General features: G+C 60.6%; 23 protein-coding genes. 13 read left to right on the forward strand and 10 right to left on the reverse strand.

Features of this window, described 5'->3' with window-relative positions:
- Window positions 1-12: 12 nt before the first annotated feature.
- Window positions 13-1,578 carry a sigma-54-dependent transcriptional regulator gene (locus AAGQ88_RS19560; protein WP_342653310.1) on the reverse strand — a complete coding sequence of 522 codons (1,566 nt, stop codon included), beginning with the start codon at window positions 1,576-1,578 and terminating at the stop codon, window positions 13-15.
- A 274-nt stretch (window positions 1,579-1,852) separates the two neighbouring features.
- Between AAGQ88_RS19560 and phhA the strand changes: the two genes are divergently transcribed.
- The 5 genes from phhA to AAGQ88_RS19585 all read left to right on the forward strand — a co-directional run bounded on the left by phhA (window position 1,853) and on the right by AAGQ88_RS19585 (window position 6,312).
- Window positions 1,853-2,641, forward strand: a complete 789-nt coding sequence (gene phhA, locus AAGQ88_RS19565) for a phenylalanine 4-monooxygenase (protein WP_285423297.1) — start codon at window positions 1,853-1,855, stop codon at window positions 2,639-2,641.
- Between the two features lie 15 nt (window positions 2,642-2,656).
- Window positions 2,657-3,025 carry a 4a-hydroxytetrahydrobiopterin dehydratase gene (locus tag AAGQ88_RS19570; protein ID WP_342653311.1) on the forward strand — a complete coding sequence of 123 codons (369 nt, stop codon included), beginning with the start codon at window positions 2,657-2,659 and terminating at the stop codon, window positions 3,023-3,025.
- Window positions 3,026-4,225: an amino acid aminotransferase gene (locus AAGQ88_RS19575; RefSeq protein ID WP_342653312.1), complete on the forward strand. Its 1,200-nt coding sequence runs from the start codon at window positions 3,026-3,028 to the stop codon at window positions 4,223-4,225.
- Between the two features lie 437 nt (window positions 4,226-4,662).
- Window positions 4,663-4,848 carry a hypothetical protein gene (locus AAGQ88_RS19580; protein WP_342653313.1) on the forward strand — a complete coding sequence of 62 codons (186 nt, stop codon included), beginning with the start codon at window positions 4,663-4,665 and terminating at the stop codon, window positions 4,846-4,848.
- Between the two features lie 249 nt (window positions 4,849-5,097).
- Window positions 5,098-6,312 (forward strand): MFS transporter, encoded by a 1,215-nt coding sequence (locus AAGQ88_RS19585; protein ID WP_342653314.1) that lies wholly within the window; start codon window positions 5,098-5,100, stop codon window positions 6,310-6,312.
- Window positions 6,313-6,360: 48 nt separating this feature from the next.
- Here AAGQ88_RS19585 and arfB read toward each other — a convergent pair whose 3' ends face one another.
- Both arfB and AAGQ88_RS19595 read right to left on the reverse strand, forming a co-directional pair.
- The gene (gene arfB / locus AAGQ88_RS19590; protein WP_285423301.1) at window positions 6,361-6,774 is read right to left on the reverse strand and encodes an alternative ribosome rescue aminoacyl-tRNA hydrolase ArfB; all 414 of its coding nucleotides are present in this window, start codon (window positions 6,772-6,774) and stop codon (window positions 6,361-6,363) included.
- A 172-nt stretch (window positions 6,775-6,946) separates the two neighbouring features.
- The gene (locus AAGQ88_RS19595) at window positions 6,947-8,371 is read right to left on the reverse strand and encodes an amino acid permease (RefSeq protein ID WP_342653315.1); all 1,425 of its coding nucleotides are present in this window, start codon (window positions 8,369-8,371) and stop codon (window positions 6,947-6,949) included.
- 539 nt (window positions 8,372-8,910) lie between these two features.
- Here AAGQ88_RS19595 and AAGQ88_RS19600 point away from each other — a divergent pair.
- Both AAGQ88_RS19600 and AAGQ88_RS19605 read left to right on the forward strand, forming a co-directional pair.
- On the forward strand, window positions 8,911-9,048 hold the full coding sequence (locus tag AAGQ88_RS19600; protein ID WP_177182133.1) for a hypothetical protein: 138 nt from the start codon (window positions 8,911-8,913) through the stop codon (window positions 9,046-9,048).
- Between the two features lie 70 nt (window positions 9,049-9,118).
- Complete coding sequence (locus AAGQ88_RS19605; protein WP_342653316.1) at window positions 9,119-10,093, forward strand: leucyl aminopeptidase; 975 nt, start codon at window positions 9,119-9,121, stop codon at window positions 10,091-10,093.
- Window positions 10,094-10,151: 58 nt separating this feature from the next.
- On the opposite strand, the gene rluB is transcribed toward AAGQ88_RS19605, so the two are convergent.
- The 6 genes from rluB to AAGQ88_RS19635 all read right to left on the reverse strand — a co-directional run bounded on the left by rluB (window position 10,152) and on the right by AAGQ88_RS19635 (window position 15,109).
- The gene (gene rluB, locus AAGQ88_RS19610) at window positions 10,152-11,366 is read right to left on the reverse strand and encodes a 23S rRNA pseudouridine(2605) synthase RluB (RefSeq protein WP_285423304.1); all 1,215 of its coding nucleotides are present in this window, start codon (window positions 11,364-11,366) and stop codon (window positions 10,152-10,154) included.
- 210 nt (window positions 11,367-11,576) lie between these two features.
- A complete protein-coding gene (locus tag AAGQ88_RS19615; protein WP_285423305.1) occupies window positions 11,577-11,765 on the reverse strand; it encodes a DUF1289 domain-containing protein in 189 nt (62 codons plus the stop codon).
- Between the two features lie 216 nt (window positions 11,766-11,981).
- Window positions 11,982-12,773 carry an SMC-Scp complex subunit ScpB gene (gene scpB / locus AAGQ88_RS19620; RefSeq protein ID WP_285423306.1) on the reverse strand — a complete coding sequence of 264 codons (792 nt, stop codon included), beginning with the start codon at window positions 12,771-12,773 and terminating at the stop codon, window positions 11,982-11,984.
- An 11-nt stretch (window positions 12,774-12,784) separates the two neighbouring features.
- On the reverse strand, window positions 12,785-13,483 hold the full coding sequence (locus AAGQ88_RS19625; protein WP_177182143.1) for a ScpA family protein: 699 nt from the start codon (window positions 13,481-13,483) through the stop codon (window positions 12,785-12,787).
- A gap of 116 nt (window positions 13,484-13,599) precedes the next feature.
- The gene (locus tag AAGQ88_RS19630; protein WP_285423307.1) at window positions 13,600-14,232 is read right to left on the reverse strand and encodes an L-threonylcarbamoyladenylate synthase; all 633 of its coding nucleotides are present in this window, start codon (window positions 14,230-14,232) and stop codon (window positions 13,600-13,602) included.
- A gap of 13 nt (window positions 14,233-14,245) precedes the next feature.
- Complete coding sequence (locus AAGQ88_RS19635) at window positions 14,246-15,109, reverse strand: PHP domain-containing protein (RefSeq protein ID WP_285423308.1); 864 nt, start codon at window positions 15,107-15,109, stop codon at window positions 14,246-14,248.
- Between the two features lie 65 nt (window positions 15,110-15,174).
- Between AAGQ88_RS19635 and AAGQ88_RS19640 the strand changes: the two genes are divergently transcribed.
- The 6 genes from AAGQ88_RS19640 to AAGQ88_RS19665 all read left to right on the forward strand — a co-directional run bounded on the left by AAGQ88_RS19640 (window position 15,175) and on the right by AAGQ88_RS19665 (window position 19,470).
- Window positions 15,175-15,783 carry a septation protein A gene (locus AAGQ88_RS19640; RefSeq protein ID WP_285423309.1) on the forward strand — a complete coding sequence of 203 codons (609 nt, stop codon included), beginning with the start codon at window positions 15,175-15,177 and terminating at the stop codon, window positions 15,781-15,783.
- Window position 15,784: 1 nt separating this feature from the next.
- Window positions 15,785-16,084 carry a YciI family protein gene (locus AAGQ88_RS19645; protein WP_285423310.1) on the forward strand — a complete coding sequence of 100 codons (300 nt, stop codon included), beginning with the start codon at window positions 15,785-15,787 and terminating at the stop codon, window positions 16,082-16,084.
- 150 nt (window positions 16,085-16,234) lie between these two features.
- The gene (locus AAGQ88_RS19650; protein ID WP_342653317.1) at window positions 16,235-16,654 is read left to right on the forward strand and encodes a translation initiation factor 2; all 420 of its coding nucleotides are present in this window, start codon (window positions 16,235-16,237) and stop codon (window positions 16,652-16,654) included.
- Between the two features lie 7 nt (window positions 16,655-16,661).
- Window positions 16,662-17,339: a response regulator transcription factor gene (locus tag AAGQ88_RS19655; RefSeq protein ID WP_285423312.1), complete on the forward strand. Its 678-nt coding sequence runs from the start codon at window positions 16,662-16,664 to the stop codon at window positions 17,337-17,339.
- A gap of 247 nt (window positions 17,340-17,586) precedes the next feature.
- On the forward strand, window positions 17,587-18,030 hold the full coding sequence (locus tag AAGQ88_RS19660; RefSeq protein WP_342653318.1) for a Spy/CpxP family protein refolding chaperone: 444 nt from the start codon (window positions 17,587-17,589) through the stop codon (window positions 18,028-18,030).
- 102 nt (window positions 18,031-18,132) lie between these two features.
- Entirely contained in the window at window positions 18,133-19,470 is a 1,338-nt protein-coding gene (locus AAGQ88_RS19665) for a HAMP domain-containing sensor histidine kinase (RefSeq protein ID WP_285423314.1), read from the forward strand.
- Window positions 19,471-19,577: 107 nt separating this feature from the next.
- On the opposite strand, the gene AAGQ88_RS19670 is transcribed toward AAGQ88_RS19665, so the two are convergent.
- Window positions 19,578-20,138 (reverse strand): nitroreductase family protein, encoded by a 561-nt coding sequence (locus tag AAGQ88_RS19670; RefSeq protein WP_285423315.1) that lies wholly within the window; start codon window positions 20,136-20,138, stop codon window positions 19,578-19,580.
- Window positions 20,139-20,187: the final 49 nt, after the last annotated feature.

Here is a 20,187-nt window from a genome sequence, read left to right on the forward strand (position 1 = left end):
TTCGACGGGCCGCTACGAAAGATCTGACTTAGGACCCAGATGGTACTGGCGCAGCTTGTTGGCAATGGTGGTGTGTGACACCCCTAAGCGTTTGCCCAGCAAGCGGCTGCTCGGGTGCTCGGCATGGAGCCGCTCGAGCAGCGCTTTTTCAAAACGTCCGACAATGTCTTCCAGGCTCCCGTCGAGAGAAAAACCGTCCAAGGGCTGACGCTCACCATAGTCGGGGAAACGGATGTGCTGCGCTGTGATCACCCCGCCCTCGCACAAAGAAACCGCCTGAAACAATACGTTCTCCAGCTGCCGGACATTGCCGGGCCAATGGTATCGGCGCAGCCGGTCCAGCGCCTCGGGGCCGATCTTCGGAAGCGGACAGCCGATCTGCCGGCTGGCCTGATCGAGAAAGTGCTCGACCAGCGGCGCCAGTCCGTCCAGGCATTCGCGCAGCGGTGGAATGTGCAGCGACAGGACGTTCAGACGATGATAGAGGTCCTGGCGAAACTCCCCGCGACTGCACAACTCGGACAGGTCCACCTGCGTCGCGCAGATAACGCGTACGTCCAGATACACTTCTTCGTCGCTGCCTACACGGCGAAAGCAGCCGTCCTGCAGATAACGCAACAGTTTCGCCTGCAAGCGCGCGCTCATTTCCGCCACGCCGTCGAGAAACAACGTACCGCCTGCCGTCAGCTCCAGCAGGCCCAGCTTGCCCTCGGCCCGCGCGCCTTCGAACGCGCCCGGACCGTAGCCGAACAGTTCGGTCTCGGCCATGGATTCGGACAGCCCGGCGCAATTGAGCGCCATCATCGGCGACTGCCCGCGAGGACTGGCCAGATGACAAGCGCGCGCCAGCAATTCCTTGCCTGTGCCGATTTCCCCTTCTATTAATAGCGGCGCGTCCAGCGGCGCCATGCGCCTGGCCTCGCGCACCACGGCCGCCATGACCTTCGAGCTCTGGAAAATGCTGTCGAAGCCTCGCAGCTCCTGCTTGCGCACGTTGTAGATATGCTCGCCGACACGGTCGGCTCGGTGCAGGGTCAAGACTGCGCCGGCCATGGCCTCGCTGTCTTCGTGCTCGGACTGCAAAGGCGCGATGTCGGCGAGAAAAATTGCCCCTCTTATCTGAACCCGCAGCCCGTTGATCCGCGAGCGATTGGCGCGCACCAGTTGCGGCAGATCGAAGTCCTCGGCATAACGCGCCAGCGGAATTCCCGGCACCTCGTCGACACGTACGCCGAGCAGCTGCGCCGCGGCGCGGTTGGCGGCGACGATGGAGCCGCCCATGTCGATGGACAGCACCGGAAATTCCAGCGCGCCCAGCAGCGCATTGAGCTCCATGTGCCTGCGCTCGCTGGGCATCAATCCCACTCGCTTCACGCCGAACACGCCGGGAATCGTCTCGAATTTCGGAACGAGCGCCTGAAACTGAAGGTTGATCAGGTTCGGACAGCGCAAATAGATGGCATCGCCATGCTCGCCCCCGACTTCGCCTCCCGACACATTGACGCCGTAAGCAACAAGCAATTCGAGGATGTCGCGCAGAATCCCGACGCGGTTCTGGCAGTGCACTTTGATGCGCATGAAGATTCGGCTCTCTGATCAGGCGAATTTTTATAGTTGCGCAGATTTTACCGTCAAGAATACGTGACAGCCCAGCAACCTTCCGGCCTTCCCGCACGCAGATTTGCGACGAATTCCATGCAACCGTCAGGATTTCTTTACAGCCGGCACCTGCCAGCCATCCGGCTCAGCTTCCACAGGTTCCATTCGAGGCCCAAGGATCGGTTATCAATAGCCACAAGCAGTCGATCTGCACCCATCGCTCCAGAAAACAAAAGCCATTCAGGAGAGCAGCATGAGTACGAAGTACGTTGCCCGTGAGCCGGACGCAACAGGGTTTATCGATTATCCGCAGGCTGATCACGCCGTGTGGAACACACTGATCACACGTCAGTTGAAAGTCATCGAAGGCCGCGCCTGTCAGGAGTACCTCGACGGCATCGAGAAGCTGAATCTGCCCCATGATCGCATCCCGCAACTGAGCGAAATCAACCGGGTTCTGGAGGCCACCACGGGCTGGCAAGTCGCGCGGGTTCCTGCACTGATTCCCTTTCAGACGTTCTTCGAGCTGCTCGCCAGTAAACGATTTCCAGTGGCGACCTTCATACGCAGCGAAGAAGAACTGGACTACTTGCAAGAGCCTGACATCTTCCATGAGATATTCGGACATTGCCCGCTGCTCACGAACCCCTGGTTTGCAGAATTTACCCACGCGTACGGCAAGCTCGGTCTTGCAGCCAGCAAAGAACAACGCGTGTATCTTGCCCGCCTCTACTGGATGACGATCGAATTCGGGCTGATGGAAACGCCACAAGGGCGCAAGATATACGGCGGGGGGATCCTGTCCTCGCCCAAGGAAACAGTGTACAGCCTCTCGACAGCGCCAACGCACCAGGCTTTCGACCCGATCGAGGCCATGCGCACGCCCTATCGAATCGACATCCTGCAACCCCTGTATTTCGTGTTGCCGGACCTCAAGCGTCTGTTCGACCTCGCCCATGAAGACATCATGGACATGGTCCAGACCGCCACCCGCCTCGGCCTGCACGCGCCGCGTTTTGCACCTAAACCAGAAGCTGCCTGAACAAGGACATCCTTTATGACCACGTTGACCCCTTCATTGAATCAGGCTCACTGTGAAGCCTGCCGCGCTGACGCCCCGCAGGTCAGCGAAGCCGAATTGCCAGAACTGCTGCGCCAGATCCCGGACTGGAATATCGAGGTTCGCGACGGCGTGATGCAGCTTGAAAAGGTGTATCTCTTCAAGAATTTCAAATTTGCGCTGGCGTTTACCAACGCGGTCGGCGAAATTGCCGAAGCCGAAGGTCATCACCCGGGTCTTCTGACCGAATGGGGCAAAGTGACCGTGACCTGGTGGAGCCACTCGATCAAAGGGCTGCACCGCAACGACTTCATCATGGCCGCCCGCACCGACGAGGTGGCGAAAGGCGCCGAGGGCCGTAAGTAAATGCACTTTTCACAGATTCAGCGCGTACCCGATGATCCGATCCTGGGCTTGATTCAGGCCTACGCCAAAGACCCGAATCCGCACAAGTTCGATCTGGGCGTAGGCGTGTACAAGGACGCGCAAGGCCTGACCACCATTCCGCGCGCGGTCAAGCTGGCCGAGCAGCGTCTGGTGGATTCGCAGCCGACCAAGACCTACATCGGCGGCCATGGCGAGCCTCGCTTCGGTACGCTGATCTGTGAACTGGTGATGGGCGCCGACTCGCCGTTGATTTCAAGCAAACGCGTGGGCGCCACGCAGACCCCGGGCGGCACCGGTGCCCTGCGCCTGAGCGCCGACTTCATCGCCAATTGCCTGCCGGGCAAGGGCATCTGGTTGAGCGATCCGACCTGGCCGATCCATGAAACCATCTATGCTGCAGCGGGCCTGAAGGTCAGTCACTACCCGTACGTAGGTCGCGACAACACGCTCAACGTGGCGGCCATGCTCGAAACGCTGAACACCGTGCCGGAAGGCGACGTGGTGCTGCTGCACGCTTGCTGCCACAACCCGACCGGTTTCGACCTGTCTCATGACGACTGGCAACAGGTGTTGAAAATCGTCAAGCGCCGCAACCTGCTGCCATTGATCGACTTCGCCTACCAGGGCTTCGGCGACGGACTGGAGGCGGACGCCTGGGCCGTGCGCCTGTTCGCGGCCGAGCTGCCGGAGCTGCTGATCACCAGCTCCTGCTCGAAGAACTTTGGCCTGTATCGGGAGCGTACCGGCGCGTTGCTGGTCTGTGCCGACAACAGCGAAAAACTCGCGGACGTGCGCAGCCAGCTCTCGGCGACGGCGCGCAACCTGTGGTCGAATCCGCCGGATCATGGCGCCGCAGTGGTGGCTGAAATCCTCGGCGATCCAGAACTCAAAGCCTTGTGGGCCGATGAAGTGGAAGAAATGCGCAGCCGTATCGCGCAACTGCGTCAGGGTCTGGTGGAGGCATTGACGCCGCTGGGTCTGGGCGAACGTTTCGCTCACATCGGCGTGCAACGCGGCATGTTTTCCTACACCGGCATGAACGACCATCAAGTCGAACGCCTGCGCAAGGAACACAGCGTCTACATGGTCGCGGCCGGACGAGCCAACGTGGCAGGCATCGACGCAACCCGGCTCGACGCACTGGCCGCAGCGTTCGCGGCGGTGTGCACGGACGAATAATCAGGACATCCAAATGACCTCTTCCCGGCTGAAGCCGGTCCTACCGTAGCAACGCACAATCCGTAGGACCGGCTTTAGCCGGGAAGGCGTCAGTCGCCATACCGCAAAACTGATGTTGCACATACCGGCCTCTTCCCGGCTGAAGCCGGTCCTACCGTAGCAACGCACAATCCGTAGGATCGGCTTTAGCCGGGAAGGCGTCAGTCGCCTCACCGCGAAACTGATGTTGCACATACCGGCCTCTTCCCGGCTGAAGCCGGTCCTACCGTAGCAACGCACAATCCGTAGGACCGGCCTCAGCCGGGAAGGCCGGTCCTGCAAGGCACCTACCTACCCGGCGCGCGCCTGTTGTAGCGCCCTGTCCTCACTACATGACCAACGGCCAGCATTAAAAGTCTGATTGTCATGTCGCGTGCTGTATCCTCCCTGAGCGTTTTTTGGACGCGCTGTTCAAATCAGCAGAAAAACTTGTGAGGAGCGACGCTATGCATGAAATCCCAAACTTCCCCTTCCCAAGCCAATCGCAGCAAAGTGCAGCAGCCCGTCAGGAACTCGGTCAGCCGATCGAGATGCAAGCCAGCGGGAAACGTGATGACAGCAAGAAAGCCCAACGCCCACGCTGAAGGCTGATTTTCAGCCCCTATGCAAGAGCGTCTTCGAGGCGTACTTCCATAAGGGCTGAATCGTTCGATCAAGGTCAGTCCACACGACACACAAAAAAGCCGCCTGATTCAGTCCCGATTCAACCTTCTGCTGCCATGAGCGGGCTTGCCTCGTTATCATGTGATCTATCGCTTGGCTTCAAGCGTCTACGCTTCATTCTGTTTCGCCCCCGCTGTTCCCCTTCTGTCGTAATCGTGGATTAGATGCCCATGCCAGACGCTTCGAGCGCCTCCCCTCAACGCCCAATGGCCGTGACACTGCAAGTCGTTTCCATTGTGCTGTTCACCTTTATCGGTTATCTGAACATCGGCATTCCCTTGGCCGTATTGCCTGGCTACGTCCACACCGACCTGGGCTTCGGCGCCGTCGCAGCCGGGCTCGTGATCAGTGTTCAATACCTCGCGACACTGCTCAGTCGGCCCTATGCCGGCAAAATCATCGACAACAAAGGCCCCAAGAAGGCAGTCATCATCGGCCTGTTCGGCTGCGGCCTGAGCGGCGTGTTCATGCTGCTGGCGGGATGGCTGGACGCATGGCCGATGCTCAGTCTGATCAGCCTGTTCATCGGTCGGCTGGTACTGGGCAGTGCCGAGAGCCTCGTAGGCTCGGGCTCCATCGGCTGGGGCATCGGCCGTGTGGGGGCGGCCAATACCGCCAAAGTGATTTCCTGGAACGGCATCGCCAGTTATGGCGCACTGGCAATCGGCGCGCCACTGGGCGTGTTGCTGGTCAATGCCATGGGCATGTGGAGCATGGGTGTGAGCATCATGCTGCTCGCCGCGCTGGGTATTTCGCTGGCGTGGAAAAAGACCCCGGCGCCTATCGTGCATGGCGAACGGATGCCGTTTCTGCATGTGCTCGGCCGTGTCCTGCCTCACGGCACCGGTCTGGCATTGGGCTCGATCGGATTTGGCACCATCGCGACGTTCATCACGCTGTACTACGCAAGCCATGCATGGCCCAACGCGGTGCTGTGCCTGAGCCTGTTCGGCGCCTGTTTCATTGGTGCGCGTCTGCTGTTCGGCAACATGATCAACCGAATCGGCGGCTTCCGCGTGGCGATCGCCTGTCTGTCGGTGGAGGCGCTTGGCCTGTTATTGCTGTGGCTGGCACCCAACCCTAACCTCGCGCTGGCAGGTGCAGCGCTGACCGGATTCGGCTTTTCGCTGGTGTTCCCGGCGCTGGGGGTCGAAGCGGTCAATCTGGTGCCTGCGGCCAGTCGGGGCGCGGCGGTGGGGGCTTACTCACTGTTCATCGACCTGTCGCTGGGGATCACCGGCCCGGTTGCGGGTCTGGTGGCGTCAGGCTTTGGCTTCGCGTCGATCTTCCTGTTCGCGGCCCTGGCATCGCTGGGCGGGCTGGGGTTGAGCATCTATTTGTATAAGCAGGCCAAGGTCACGCGGGAAAAACCGGCGGCGGTGTGACGACGCAGGACTGCCAGACCGTCGGTCGAAGCAGTCCTGTCAACACGCTCAAAAATCCACTTTCCCCCGCCCTGCCTTGATCGACCCGCGCTTGGATTTGGATTCGAGTCTGCGCGTCTTCGAGCCCAGTGTCGGCTTGGTCGGCCGGCGCTTTTTCTCAACCTTCGCGGCACTGACGATCAATTCGCTCAATCGCTCCAGCGCGTCCGCGCGATTCTGCTCCTGCGTCCGGTATTGCTGAGCCTTGATGATCACCACGCCGTCGCCGGTGATGCGGCTGTCACGCAGCGCCAGCAAACGTTCTTTGTAAAACGGCGGCAGGGACGATGCGTTGATGTCGAATCGCAGGTGCACCGCGCTGGACACCTTGTTGACGTTCTGGCCGCCCGCGCCTTGTGCGCGAATGGCGGTCAGTTCGACTTCGTTGTCTGGCAGGTGCACGTTGTTGGAAATGATCAGCATGGGACTTGCCTGAGCCTATGAGGGGCGACTATCAAACCTGTGGAGCGACCCTGCTCACGAATGCGTCCGGTCGAATGATACTGATGTGCCTGACGTTACGCCTTCGCGAGCAAGCTCGCCCACAAGCGTTGCAGCCTGCTGAAAATCGCGGCGCACCCTGCGCCGCGTTCAGCTATTTGATGATCGACGTGCGCTGCGCCATGGACTCGCCGCTGGGCAGGCGTTTGTTCTTGATCACGTAAAACACCCGCATCACTACCAGCCAGACCGGAATCGCAAAGACCGAAACCCGGATGCCCGGAATCATCAGCATGATGCCCAGAATCAGCACCACGAAGGCCAGACAAATGTAGTTGCCGTACGGATACCAGAGCGCCTTGAACAGCGGTTGCTGGTCTTTGCGAGTCAGATGCTGACGGAATTTAAGGTGCGAATAGCTGATCATCGCCCAGTTGATCACCAGGGTCGCCACCACCAGCGACATCAATAGTTCCAACGCATTCTGCGGCATCAGGTAGTTGAGCAGCACGGCAATCAGCGTCACCGCGGCCGACACCAGAATGGCCCGTACCGGCACGCCGCGCCCGTCTACCCGTGCCAGCGACTGGGGTGCATCGCCCTGCTCGGCCATGCCGAACAGCATCCGTGCGTTGCAATACGTGCCACTGTTGTAAACCGACAGCGCCGCAGTCAGCACGACAAAGTTGAGGATGTGTGCAGCCACCGTACTGCCCAGCATTGAAAACACATGCACGAACGGGCTGCCGCTGTAAGCGTCACCGGAGGCGTTGAGGTCGGCGAGCAAGGCATCCCACGGTGTCAGCGACAGCAGCACCACCAGCGAACCGATGTAGAAAATCAGGATGCGATAGATCACCTGATTGATGGCCTTGGGGATGATGGTCCGGGGCTGGTCCGCTTCTGCCGCTGTGAAGCCCAGCATTTCCAGGCCGCCGAAGGAAAACATGATGAACGCCAACGCCATCACCAGCCCGCCGGCGCCGTTAGGGAAGAAGCCGCCGTGATCCCACAGGTTACTGACCGACGCCTGAGGTCCGCCGTTGCCGCTGACCAGCATGTAACTGCCCAGCGCGATCATGCCCAATATGGCGACGACCTTGATAATGGCGAACCAGAACTCGGCCTCGCCGAACACCTTGACGTTGGCCAGGTTGATGACGTTGATCATCACGAAAAACGCGGCCGCCGACGCCCATGCAGGAATTTCCGGCCACCAGTACTGCACGTATTTGCCGACCGCGGTGAGCTCGGACATGCCCACCAGAATGTACAGGACCCAGCAGTTCCAGCCCGACAGGAAGCCCGCGAAACCGCCCCAATACTTGTGTGCGAAATGGCTGAACGAGCCGGCGACCGGCTCTTCGACGATCATCTCGCCCAATTGACGCATGATCATGAAGGCGATGAAACCACACAGGGCATAGCCGAGGATCATCGACGGACCCGCCGATTTGAGAACGCCCGCCGATCCCAGGAACAATCCCGTGCCGATGGCGCCACCCAGGGCGATCAGCTGGATATGACGGTTTTTAAGACCACGTTTCAAGTCACCCGAATGGGACATGTGTTCACTCATTGCATAGTCACCTTGTTGTTCTTGTCTGTGACGGAATCGAACCCGACGCGCTCATGACGCGGCGGAATGGAAGACAGGGTGGGTAAACCCCGAGTCTGGTTGGCGGCCATGCGCCGATGGATCACAGAAAAAACGCGGCGCATTGTACACCCTCAGCGCCGCCGCTGGCCGTGAAAACCTGCGCATTCAGTCAGGCCAGGGCCGGTTGAATACGGGGCTCGGAAGTAAATGTCCGACTATTCGAAAGGAGGCGCTGAAGGAGAAATGTACAAAAACCGACACAAAACCGACGGAAAAAAAATTTCAGCAGAAACGCTTCAGCTCGGGCGTTGTTTTTTCTGCAAGTTTTTGTTTTCACAGGCCAATTGCCAGCACTTTCAGGGCAAATTCGCTTTTGCAACAGTCAGACTATTGAACTAGCTTTTTCCTCGCTTGCTGGCCAAGAAGGTCAGCGTGCTTCCTAGACGAGTCAGTCGCAGGCGCCGGCCAGACTGTTCTCGTCGCATTCGGCAAGTACGTCATTCTCAGGAGATTCACCTATGCAATCTGTGGAAAACACTCTGGAAGAAGAACTGCAACTGGACGACTGGTTTGAAGCACCCACTCATGATGCTGCAGTGGAGATGATGCAAGCTGACGCCGTGGTGGCGTTCGGCACCGCGATGTGGCCGTTCTAAGGCAACCGGGGGCGAGCGCGGCTGACGCGCTCGCCCTTTTTTGTTTTCAGCCTTCGCAAGGGAGCGCCCCATGACGGAACAGAGCAGCGCCATCGAGCATTTTCTTTATTACCTGCACCATCATCCAGCAGTCGCCGGCATGCCCTCGCCCAATGTGCTGCTTGCCCACACCGAAGCGTACAGCGCCATGGTCGGCGCCATCGTCGAAAGCCCGACGGCTCGCGACAGCTTCCACTTCAGCACGATGCCTCTGGACAGTTCGCCCATCGAGGAGCTGGCGCAAGCCATCACCCGCGCCGACCTGTACGTCCTGTTCTACGATGCTTCGACCCTGCCCAACCCGAGCGCGCAAGGCCCGGCGTTCATCCGTTCCTTGCAGACCGTGATGTCGGAACAGTGGAAAAAATCGTTGCTGTTCAAGGATTACGGCCTTTATTTCTACGACACCTTCAGCATCAAACCGGAGCGGATCGCCCATTTGAACGCCGCGCTCATCGACACCATGAATCAAGGCCAGACCTTGACCTTCAGCGATGCACGCGGCTCGCATTTCGACGCACCGCTGCGTGAGCTGAAGAAGTGGACCAATATCAACGGCGTCGGCAATTACGACCTGGCACCCGGTGAGATTGCCACCCACAGCGAGTCGATCAATGGCCAGGTGAAGTTCGTCGGTACCTTCCTCAGCACGATTCCGTTCGCGCGTAAGTACGGGGTCATCGAATCGCCGCTGGAACTGTGGATCGAAAACTCGACGATCACGCGCGTCGCAACGCAAGTGCCGGGGCTTGAGAAGGACTTCAACAAGTATCTGGATGCCAATCCGTCGAACCGGCGGGTCGAGGAGTTGGGCATCGGCACCAACGAGGGCGTCAGACAGTTATACGCGCGCAATGCCGGCTTCGAAGAGCGTCACTGTGGCCTGCACCTGGGACTGGGCGGCGGCGCCAAAGGCAGTCATCACCTTGATCTGATCTTCAACGATGGCGCGCTTGCGGTCGATCGCCGGGTCGTATTCGACGGCACCCAATACGTGAATCTGTAAACCGCGCGCAAAGAAAAACGCCAGTCGTTCGACTGGCGTTTTCATGTACACCCCAACCTTACTCGGGCTTGCGACGACCGAAGCCCGGACGCTGGCCAGAGCCGGCCGGTGCGCCACGACGCTTGCCCGAAGGCGTTTTGTCGTCAGCCAGCTTGATGCCAGGACGCGTGGTTTTCGGTTTCGCCGGGCGCTTGTTCATCTCGCTTGGACGTTCCGCCACTGGCGTGCCACGGCTGCTGTCTGTGCGGCTGTCGCTGCGACCACCGGCCGCCGGACGAGGCGAGCGCGCCGGGCGACTGCTGTCAGCCGGCTTGCGGGCTGGGCGTTCGCCATCGGCCATGCGCGGCTCACGGGCCGGACGTTCGGCAGGCGCTGCGTCCTTGGCCGGACGCAACTGACGAACGCGTTCGCCTTTGCCCAACGGACGCGACGACTGGCGCTGCAAGCGCTCCAGTTTATCCTTGGTCTTGGCGTTCATCTGCGGCATGGCGACAGGCTTGAGGCCCACTTCGGCGCTGAGGATATCGACTTCCTGCTGGGTCATTTCGCGCCAACGGCCCATCGGCAGATCCGAGTTCAGGAACACCGGACCGAAGCGCACGCGCTTCAGGCGGCTGACCACCAGACCCTGGGATTCCCACAGGCGACGCACTTCGCGGTTACGGCCTTCCATCACCACGCAGTGGTACCAATGGTTGAAGCCTTCACCGCCCGGCGCTTGCTGGATGTCCGTGAAACGCGCCGGACCGTCTTCCAGAATCACGCCGTTCTTGAGGCGCAGCAGCATGTCGTCGTCGACCTCGCCACGGACGCGCACTGCGTACTCGCGGTCCATTTCGAACGAGGGGTGCATCAGGCGGTTGGCCAGTTCACCGTCGGTGGTGAACATCAGCAGACCGGTGGTGTTGATATCCAGGCGACCGATATTGATCCAGCGACCTTCTTTAGGACGAGGCAGGCGGTCGAACACGGTCGGACGGCCTTCAGGGTCGTCGCGGGTGCAGATTTCGCCATCGGGCTTGTTGTACATGATGACGCGACGGACCGTTTCGGCTGCTTCTTCGCGCTTGATCACGCGACCGTCGACGCTGATGGCGTCGTGCAGGTCCACGCGCTGACCCAGGCTTGCCTGAACGCCGTTGACCTTGATGCGGCCTTCGCCGATCCACGCTTCGACGTCACGGCGCGAGCCGACGCCAATACGGGCGAGGACCTTTTGCAGTTTCTCGCCTGCTGGGCCGATCTCTTTGTCCTGCTTGTCTTGTTCACTCATCTGGGCACCTCCCGGTGTGTCGATCAGACCGTGCGCGAGTGGGCACGGCCTGTTGCCCTGCTCGCTGACCGAGGCGACGCTCGGCTGCGAAACGGGGCTGAAAACTGGAACCAGTGGCGAGTGCGGATCGCCAAAAGGTCGCGAATCATACGCTCATGTCACGCGTTGCGCATCACAGACTAGACGAAAACCCTGACCGCATGATCGCGATCACTTCTTTTTCCGTCGACCGGCACGCTTGAGCTTACTCAGGCGGGCCACCGACTCGGCCAATACCGCGCGTCTTTCGTCCTTGTCCATCTTCTTCCACGACTTTATTTCGCGCTTGCTGCGCCCACAACCGATGCAGATGTCGTCGTCGAATTTGCAGATGCTGATGCAGGGGTTTTTGCTGCTCATGAAAAGCCCTGAAGAGTGGATTTATCCGTTGTAGGAGCGCGTTTTCCCGCGAGGGCGGCATGCCCGTCACCCTTGTACTGGCCGACACGCCCAATCGCGAGCAAGCTCACTCCTACAATGGGCTGCGGATGAACATCCGAGACAGTTCTGTGGCGACCAACCGTATCGCGGGCAAGCACGCTCCTACAGGTCTACGGCATATTGAGCCTTGCCGCGTCACCGGGGATCTTCGTCGTCCGTTCGCTCATCTTCCAATTCAGACTCTTTATCGGCGTCATCGAGCAATAAATCGTCGAAGTCGATTTTCAGGCCGTGTTCCATCGTGTCCAGCTCGGCCAGCAGGCTGCGGAAGCTGGTTTCGTCGCGCGGCGCTTCCGGCTCCTGCTCCGTTTCGTCCGCAAGGCTGGCATCGGCCAGCGCCTGCAGATGCGCAGGCACGGGCGCGTCATCGAAATCAAGGACAGGCTCGGCCTCCATTTCCCGCAGATCGGCCAACGGCGGCAGTTCGTCGAGGCTCTTGAGGTTGAAGTGGTCGAGAAACGCCTTGGTGGTCGCGAACATCGCCGGCTTGCCCGGCACATCGCGGTAGCCGACGATCCTGATCCACTCGCGCTCCAGCAAGGTCTTGACGATGTTGCTGTTGACCGCAACGCCGCGCACATCTTCAATCTCGCCGCGGGTGATCGGCTGGCGATAGGCGATCAGCGCCATGGTTTCCAGCAGCGCCCGCGAGTAACGCTGCGGGCGCTCTTCCCACAAGCGACCGACCCACGGCGCGAACTTCTCGCGGATCTGCAGGCGGTAGCCGGTCGCCACCTCCTTGAGCTCGAACGCACGGTTATCGCACGACTTGCCCAGCAAGGTCAGCGCCTTCTTGAATACCGCAGGCTCCGGACGCTCACCTTCTTCGAACAGCTCATAGAGCCGCTCCAGCGATTGCGGTTTTCCGGAGGCCAGCAGGAACGCTTCGAGCAGCGGCGCGAGTTCGCGGGGTTCGTTCAGGTTCATCGATCAGCTCTTTATTCGGCTCGCGCGCGCACATGAATGACAGCGAAGGGTTCGTTCTGCACCAGTTCCACCAACTGCTCCTTGACCAGCTCAAGCACCGCCATGAACGTGACGACCACGCCCAGCCGCCCCTCCTCTGCCGTGAACAACTCGGCAAACGGCACGAAACCCGCGCCCTTCAGGCGCTCCAGCACATCACTCATGCGCTCGCGGGTGGACAGCGCTTCACGGCTGACCTGATGGCTCTCGAACATGTCGGCGCGCCGCAGGACCTCGGCCATGGACATCAGCAATTCTTCGAGCGCAACGTCCGGCAGCAGCTTGCGCGCCCGCGCTTCAGGCGCATCCAGCCTGGGCACCACGACGTCCCGGCCGACTCGGGACAAACCGTCGATGCCCTCCGCCGCGGCCTTGAAGCGTTCGTATTCCTGCAGACGACGAATCAGCTCGGCGCGCGGATCGTCCTCTTCCTCCTCAGCCGTCTCGGAGCGCGGCAACAGCATCCGCGACTTGATTTCGGCAAGCATGGCGGCCATCACCAGATATTCGGCGGCCAGCTCCAGGCGGACGGTTTTCATCAGCTCCACATAGCCCATGTACTGGCGAGTGATTTCCGCCACCGGGATGTCGAGGATGTTGATGTTCTGCTTGCGGATCAGGTAGAGCAGCAAGTCCAGCGGACCTTCGAACGCCTCGAGGAAGACTTCCAGCGCGTCCGGAGGAATGTAAAGGTCGACCGGCATCTGCGTGACGGCCTGACCGTAGACCATCGCAAACGGCAATTCCTGCTGAGCGTCGGCCTGAGGATCCAGAGATTGCGCGTCGGTCACTCGACTTCGACCCCGAACGGTGTCGGATCGCCACAGCCGACGCGTACGACTTGTGGATCGCCCTCGGCCAGATTGATCACGGTAGACGCCGAGATACCGCCCTCGCCCCCGTCGATGATCAAGTCCACCTGATGCTCGAGGACTTGGCGCATCTGCAGCGGATCACTCATCGGCAGTGTTTCGCCGGGCATGATCAGGCTGACACTCATCAGCGGCTCGCCCAGTTCCTGCAACAGTGCCTGGGCAATGGGATGCTGCGGCACTCGCAGACCGATGGTGCGACGCTTGGGATGCAACACCAGCCGTGGCACATCGCGCGTGGCGCCGAGGATGAAGGTGTAGGGCCCCGGCGTATGCGCCTTGAGCACCCGGAACGCGGCGGTGTCGACCTTGGCGAACAGCCCCAGTTGCGACAGGTCGCAGCACATCAGGGTGAAATTGTGCTTGTCGTCCAGCTGGCGCAGGCGGCGGATACGCTCCACCGCGGTCTTGTCGCCCATCTGGCAACCCAGCGCGTAGGAAGAATCGGTGGGGTAGACCACCAGACCGCCGGCCCGGATGATTTCCACGGCCTGTTTGATCAGGCGCGCCTGCGGATTGTCCGGATGGACCTGAAAAAATTGACTCACGGTATCTTCCTGTTCAGACGGCAGTAGGCTGGTCATTTTGTTTGAACCGACACCAAAGCGGCGGCAGATCCTCCGGCAACGGGCGATACACGCCAATTTCGGACCAGGCGCCTGGGGCATGAAAATCACTGCCGGCACTGACCAGCAGACCGAACTCTCGGGCCAGAATAGCCAGGCTGCCGACTTGATCGGCAGGCTGCAGACCATTGACTACTTCGATCGCATGGCCGCCAGCCTGAATGAAGTCGGCGACCAGTTTGCGACGTTTGCTGCGAGTGAAATCGTAATGCCAGGGATGGGCCAGGCTGACCCATGCACCCGCCGCGCGCAGGGTCGCCACGGTGTCTTCCAGCGTCGGCCAGTGCTGTTTGACGTCGCCCAGCTTGCCTGCGCCCAGCCATTTGCGGAACGCTTCGGCGCGATCTTTCACGAAACCTTCATTGATCAGGAAATCGGCGAAATGCGGTCTGGCCGGTGCATTGCCGCTGTCACCCAAGGCCTGCTGCACGGCCCGCGCACCTTCGAGCGCGCCAGGCATACCTTTCATCGCCAATTTGCGACTGATTTCTTCCGCGCGCAACCACCGCCCGGTGTGCAATTGCTCAATGGCATCGAGCAAAGGCCGGGCATCGACATCGAAGCCGTAGCCCAGCACGTGGATGGTGGCACCGCCCCAAGTGCAGGACAACTCGATGCCATTGATGAGCTGCATATCCAGCGCAAGCGCCGCCGCACGGGCTTCTTCGAGGCCTTCGATGGTGTCGTGATCGGTCAGTGCAAGCACTCTGACGCCGTTTTCGTGAGCACGTGCGACAAGTGCCGCAGGCGCAAGCGCGCCATCGGAAGCGGTGCTGTGGCAGTGCAGGTCGACATTCATAGGGGCGCTTTCGCAGTCATTGATGTTTGTTATTATGCCGTCACATCCAGCTTCTGGCTCTCACTGTGAAACAATTCATCGACTTCATCCCGCTTATCCTGTTTTTCGTCGTCTACAAAATCAGTCCCCAAGCCGTCGACATTCTTGGCCACAGCTTCATGGTAGGCGGAATTTTCAGCGCCACCGCGATGTTGATCGCCAGCTCCATCGTGGTCTACGGCATCCTTTATGTGCGTCAAGGCAAGCTTGAAAAAAGCCAGTGGCTGACCCTGATCGCCTGTCTGGTCTTCGGCAGCCTGACGCTGGCGTTTCACAGCGAAACCTTTCTCAAGTGGAAAGCGCCGGTCGTCAACTGGCTGTTCGCGTTGATTTTTGCCGGCAGCCATTTCATCGGTGACCGTCTGCTGATCCAGCGCATCATGGGCCACGCGCTGACCCTGCCGCAGGCGATCTGGACCAGACTGAACATCGCCTGGATCGTGTTCTTTCTATTCTGCGGCGCCGCCAACCTGTATGTGGCGTTCACTTATCAGGATTTCTGGGTCGATTTCAAAGTCTTCGGCAGCCTGGGCATGACCCTGCTGTTCCTGATCGGCCAAGGCATTTTCCTGGCCCGACACATCCACGACGCCGATGCGTCCACCCAGCCTTCAACAAAAAAGACCGAGGACTGAAATGCTCTACGCAATCGTCGCAACAGACGTCGCCAACTCGCTGGAAAAACGCCTGGAAGCGCGCCCCGCGCATCTGGAGCGCCTGACGGCACTCAAAGCCGAAGGCCGCATCATCCTCGCTGGCCCCAACCCGGCCGTCGACAGCAACGACCCGGGCGCGGCGGGTTTCACCGGCAGCCTGATCGTCGCCGAATTCGAATCGCTCGCCGCCGCGCAGGCCTGGGCTGATGCCGACCCTTACATCAAGGCCGGCGTTTACGACCACGTCGTGGTCAAGCCTTTCAAACAAGTCCTGCCGTAACCTGCCGCACCGTGCCCGGCTCCTTGAGACCGGGCATTGCGCACGCCCGCTTCTGATTGCTCATTATTCGCATCCTGCTGCCGATAACCTGCCAAATGCCCAATAAAAACGGTGCAGTTGCCAGGCGCCGCAAAAAAGTCAGGAGTTCAGATGCGTCCACGTCTGTGGTGTGTACTGACGGCCGCGCTGGCCGTTTCGGCAATCAGTTTCGATGTGCAAGCGGAGGAAACGAGCGACACCATCAGCCACGCACTGCCGCTGCCCAGCGCGGCGAGCCAGTTGACCGATCTGCGCCAGCGTCTGGCGGAAAGCGAGAAACAACGCGAAGAACTGACGCGGCAGATGCAGAATGCCGATGCCGAACGCGAAAGTATCCAGCTCGGTCGCCTGCGTCAGGAGAACCAAAGGCTTAAACTGCAGCTCAAAGAAGCTCAGTCGGTCATGCCTCCACGGGTGCTGACCGAGCAACAACAATGGTTCGTCACTGGGGCTGGCGTTGCAATGGCGGCCCTTCTGTGCGGTATCTTTGCCAGCGGCTGGCGTAGACAGCGTCGGCAATGGCTAAATTGAGTGAGTCATGAGCGAGCTGTTACTTATTGATGATGACCAGGAGCTCTGCGAGCTTCTGAGCAGTTGGCTGACCCAGGAAGGGTTTGTGGTCAGGGCTTGCCACGATGGCCAGAGCGCCCGCAAGGCACTGGCCGAATCCGCTCCGGCGGCCGTGGTTCTGGACGTGATGCTGCCCGATGGCAGCGGTCTTGAACTGCTCAAGCAACTGCGCACCGATCACCCCGACCTTCCGGTCCTGATGCTGTCCGCACGCGGGGAGCCGCTGGACCGCATTCTGGGTCTGGAGCTTGGAGCCGATGATTACCTTGCCAAGCCCTGTGACCCTCGGGAACTGACCGCACGCCTGCGCGCCGTCCTGCGCCGCAGCCACCCCACGGCAGTCTCTTCGCAGATCGAACTGGGCGACCTGTGCTTCAGCCCGGCCCGTGGCGTCGTCACCATCGACGACCAGGAATTCACCCTGACCGTCTCCGAAGCCCGCTTGCTCGAAGCCTTGCTCGGCCAGCCGGGCGAACCTCTGGACAAGCAGGAGCTGGCGCAGCTGGCGCTGGGTCGCAAACTTACCCTCTACGACCGCAGCCTGGACATGCACGTCAGTAACCTGCGCAAGAAGATCGGACCGCACGCCGACGGCCGCCCGCGCATCGTCGCGCTGCGCAGTCGGGGTTATTACTACGCGGTGTAGTTCATACGAAATAAATGCAGGAGCACGATTGCCCGCGATGGCGGTGTGTCAGCCACATTGCAATGTCTGACGAATCGCCATCGCGGGCAAGCCCGCCCCTGCAGGTAACTGCGCCGACATCGATCTGTCAGCCGCATCATGAATCCTCTTTACCCAAGCTTTACCCACACCTGACCTCGCTTGACCTTGATCTCCCTAAACTGGCCACAACCGGCACAGAGCCGGATTCGAGACAAGGAGATACACCATGCGCAAGACTCTGATGGCTTTGATGTTCGCTGCTGCCCTGCCTACCGTTGCAATGGCGATGCCTCCGGAAGGCGGCCCGATGGCAGGTCCCGGCGGTACTGGCTTCGATGGCCCAGGCATGCATCACCGTAAAGGTCCGTTCGACAAGCTGAACCTGACCCCGGAACAGCGTCAGCAGGTCGGCAAATTGATGGGCGACCAATGGCGCGGCCGCTCCGAGATCACCCACAAGTACCTGGCCAAGCTGTCGCCGGCTGATCAGAAAGCGATGCAGGATGAACTGGCTGCCAAACACGCGAAAACCCAGGCCGACATCCGCGCCATGCTGACGCCTGAGCAGCAGAAGACCTTCGACCAGATCCAGAAGGATCAGGCTCAGCGCCGGGCCGATCGTGCCGAGTTCGAAGCCTGGAAAGCGCAGAAAGCGCAAAAAACCCAGTAATTCGCGGTCACCGCTGCTGGCGCGGCATTACACTCCCTGACCCGACACGCTCTCCCCGGCGTGTCGGGTTTTCTGATTGAGGGGCGTGACCGAGGGCTTCAAGTGCGTTCATTGTTCTGGCGGATTCTCGCAAGCTTCTGGCTGGCGATCGCGTTGGTGGCGGGTCTGTCGATCCTGTTGGGCCATATGCTCAATCAGGATGCCTGGATTCTCAGCCGTCATCCCGGCCTGCATAACCTGCCGGAAAAATGGACTCAGCTTTACGAGAACGAAGGTGAAGGCGCCGCTCAGGACTTTCTGCAAGGCCTCAAACGCAAGTATCACATCGACGTCCAGGTGCTCAACGACAGCGGCGAAGCGGTGATTCCCGGCACGTTTCCCCCACGTGCGGCCGCCTTCGAAGCCCGTCAGAAGGACGATCCCCGGCAGCTGCCATGGCGTCGTCTGACCAGTGAATACACCAGCCCAAAGACCGAAGAAACCTACCTGCTGATCTACCGTATTCCACATCCTGAGCTCGATGCCTGGCACCGCGAAAGCCTGCTATGGCCGCTCAGCGCACTGGGCATTGCGTTGGTTGTGCTGACCCTGTTCAGCCTGCTGGTGACGTTGTCGATCACGCGTCCGCTGAGCCGTCTGCGGGGCGCCGTGCATGACCTCGGTCAAACCACCTATCAACAGAACAGCCTGGCCCAGCTGGCCAATCGCAGGGATGAATTCGGCGTTCTGGCCAACGATTTCAACCGCATGGGTGCGCGCCTGCAGAGCCTGATCGGCAGCCAGCGACAGTTGCTGCGCGACGTTTCCCACGAGCTGCGCTCGCCCCTCGCACGCCTGCGCATCGCATTGGCGCTGGCCGAACGGGCTGAACCTGCCGAGCGAGAAAAGCTCTGGCCGCGTCTGACGCGCGAATGCGACAGGCTGGAGGAGCTGATCGGTGAAATCCTGGCTCTGGCGCGACTGGATGCGGACATGGGCAGCGCCACGGCGATCGATCTTCCCGGGCTGCTGCATCACCTGAAAGCGGAAACCGAGCTGGGCAGCACAGACCAGACCGTCGCCGTTCAGGTGCAGGCTGATGTTCAACTGCAGGGTTGGCCGAACGTGCTCGAACGGGCGCTGGACAACCTGCTGCGCAACGCCCTGCGTTTCAATCCTGCAGGTCAGCCCATCGAACTGAGCGCGCGCAGCGAAGATGACACGCTGTTCATCAGCGTGCGTGACCACGGCCCTGGCGTCAGCGCGGATCACCTGGCTCAGCTGGGGGAACCGTTCTACCGTGCGCCGGGCCAGACTGCTCCGGGCTACGGTCTGGGTCTGGCCATCGCCAAACGCGCAGCGGAAAAGCACGGTGGGCATCTGCTGCTGGAAAATCATCCGCAGGGCGGCTTCATCGCCAGCATTGTCGTGCCACACGATCTGGCGACCGTGCACAGCTAACGGTCGGCCGTGGCTTGCTCGCGAACAGGTCCAGCCGGTGGTGACGAGGTGGCTAACGGACCGAAATCGCGAGCCCGCCTGCGACTGCGGAAATGCGCAGTGCCACCCTACCCCTGCCACTCGCTGACGAAGTCCACGACTTCAGGCTTCGCCGCCTCGCGCGGTGGGTTCAGCGGCGTGCCCAGATACAGGAACGCAACGACTTCTTCGTCCGCAGCCAGGCCCAGGCCTTTGGCCACATGCGGGGAGTAGGACAACTCGCCGGTGCGCCATACCGCGCCAACGCCCAGCGCATAGGCTGCCAGCAGCACGCCGTGGGCAGCGCAACCCGCGGTGATCAGCTGTTCGCTCCTGGGTACCTTGTAATGGTCTTGCAGCCTGGCGATGACGACCACCACCAGCGGTGCGCGCAAGGGGCCGGAGCGGGCCTTGTCCAGCGCTTTTTCATCGGCACCGCTGCCGCTTTCGATCAGCGCCTCGGCCAGCAGATTGCCCATTCGCTGACGCGCTTCACCTTCTACGGTGAGAAACCGATAAGGCCGCAACTGTCCATGATCGGGAGCACGCAAGGCGGCGCTGAAGAGGATTTCGCGTTGCGCCGCATCGGGTGCAGGCTCGATCAGCCGGGGGACGGACACGCGATTAAGCAATACATCAAGCGCTTCCATTGAATCGTCTCCTGAAATTTGATGGGGCATTGTAGTGCCGCAAACACAT

It is taken from the genome of Pseudomonas sp. F3-2 (genome assembly GCF_038804275.1).
Classification (GTDB): Bacteria; Pseudomonadota; Gammaproteobacteria; order Pseudomonadales; family Pseudomonadaceae; genus Aquipseudomonas.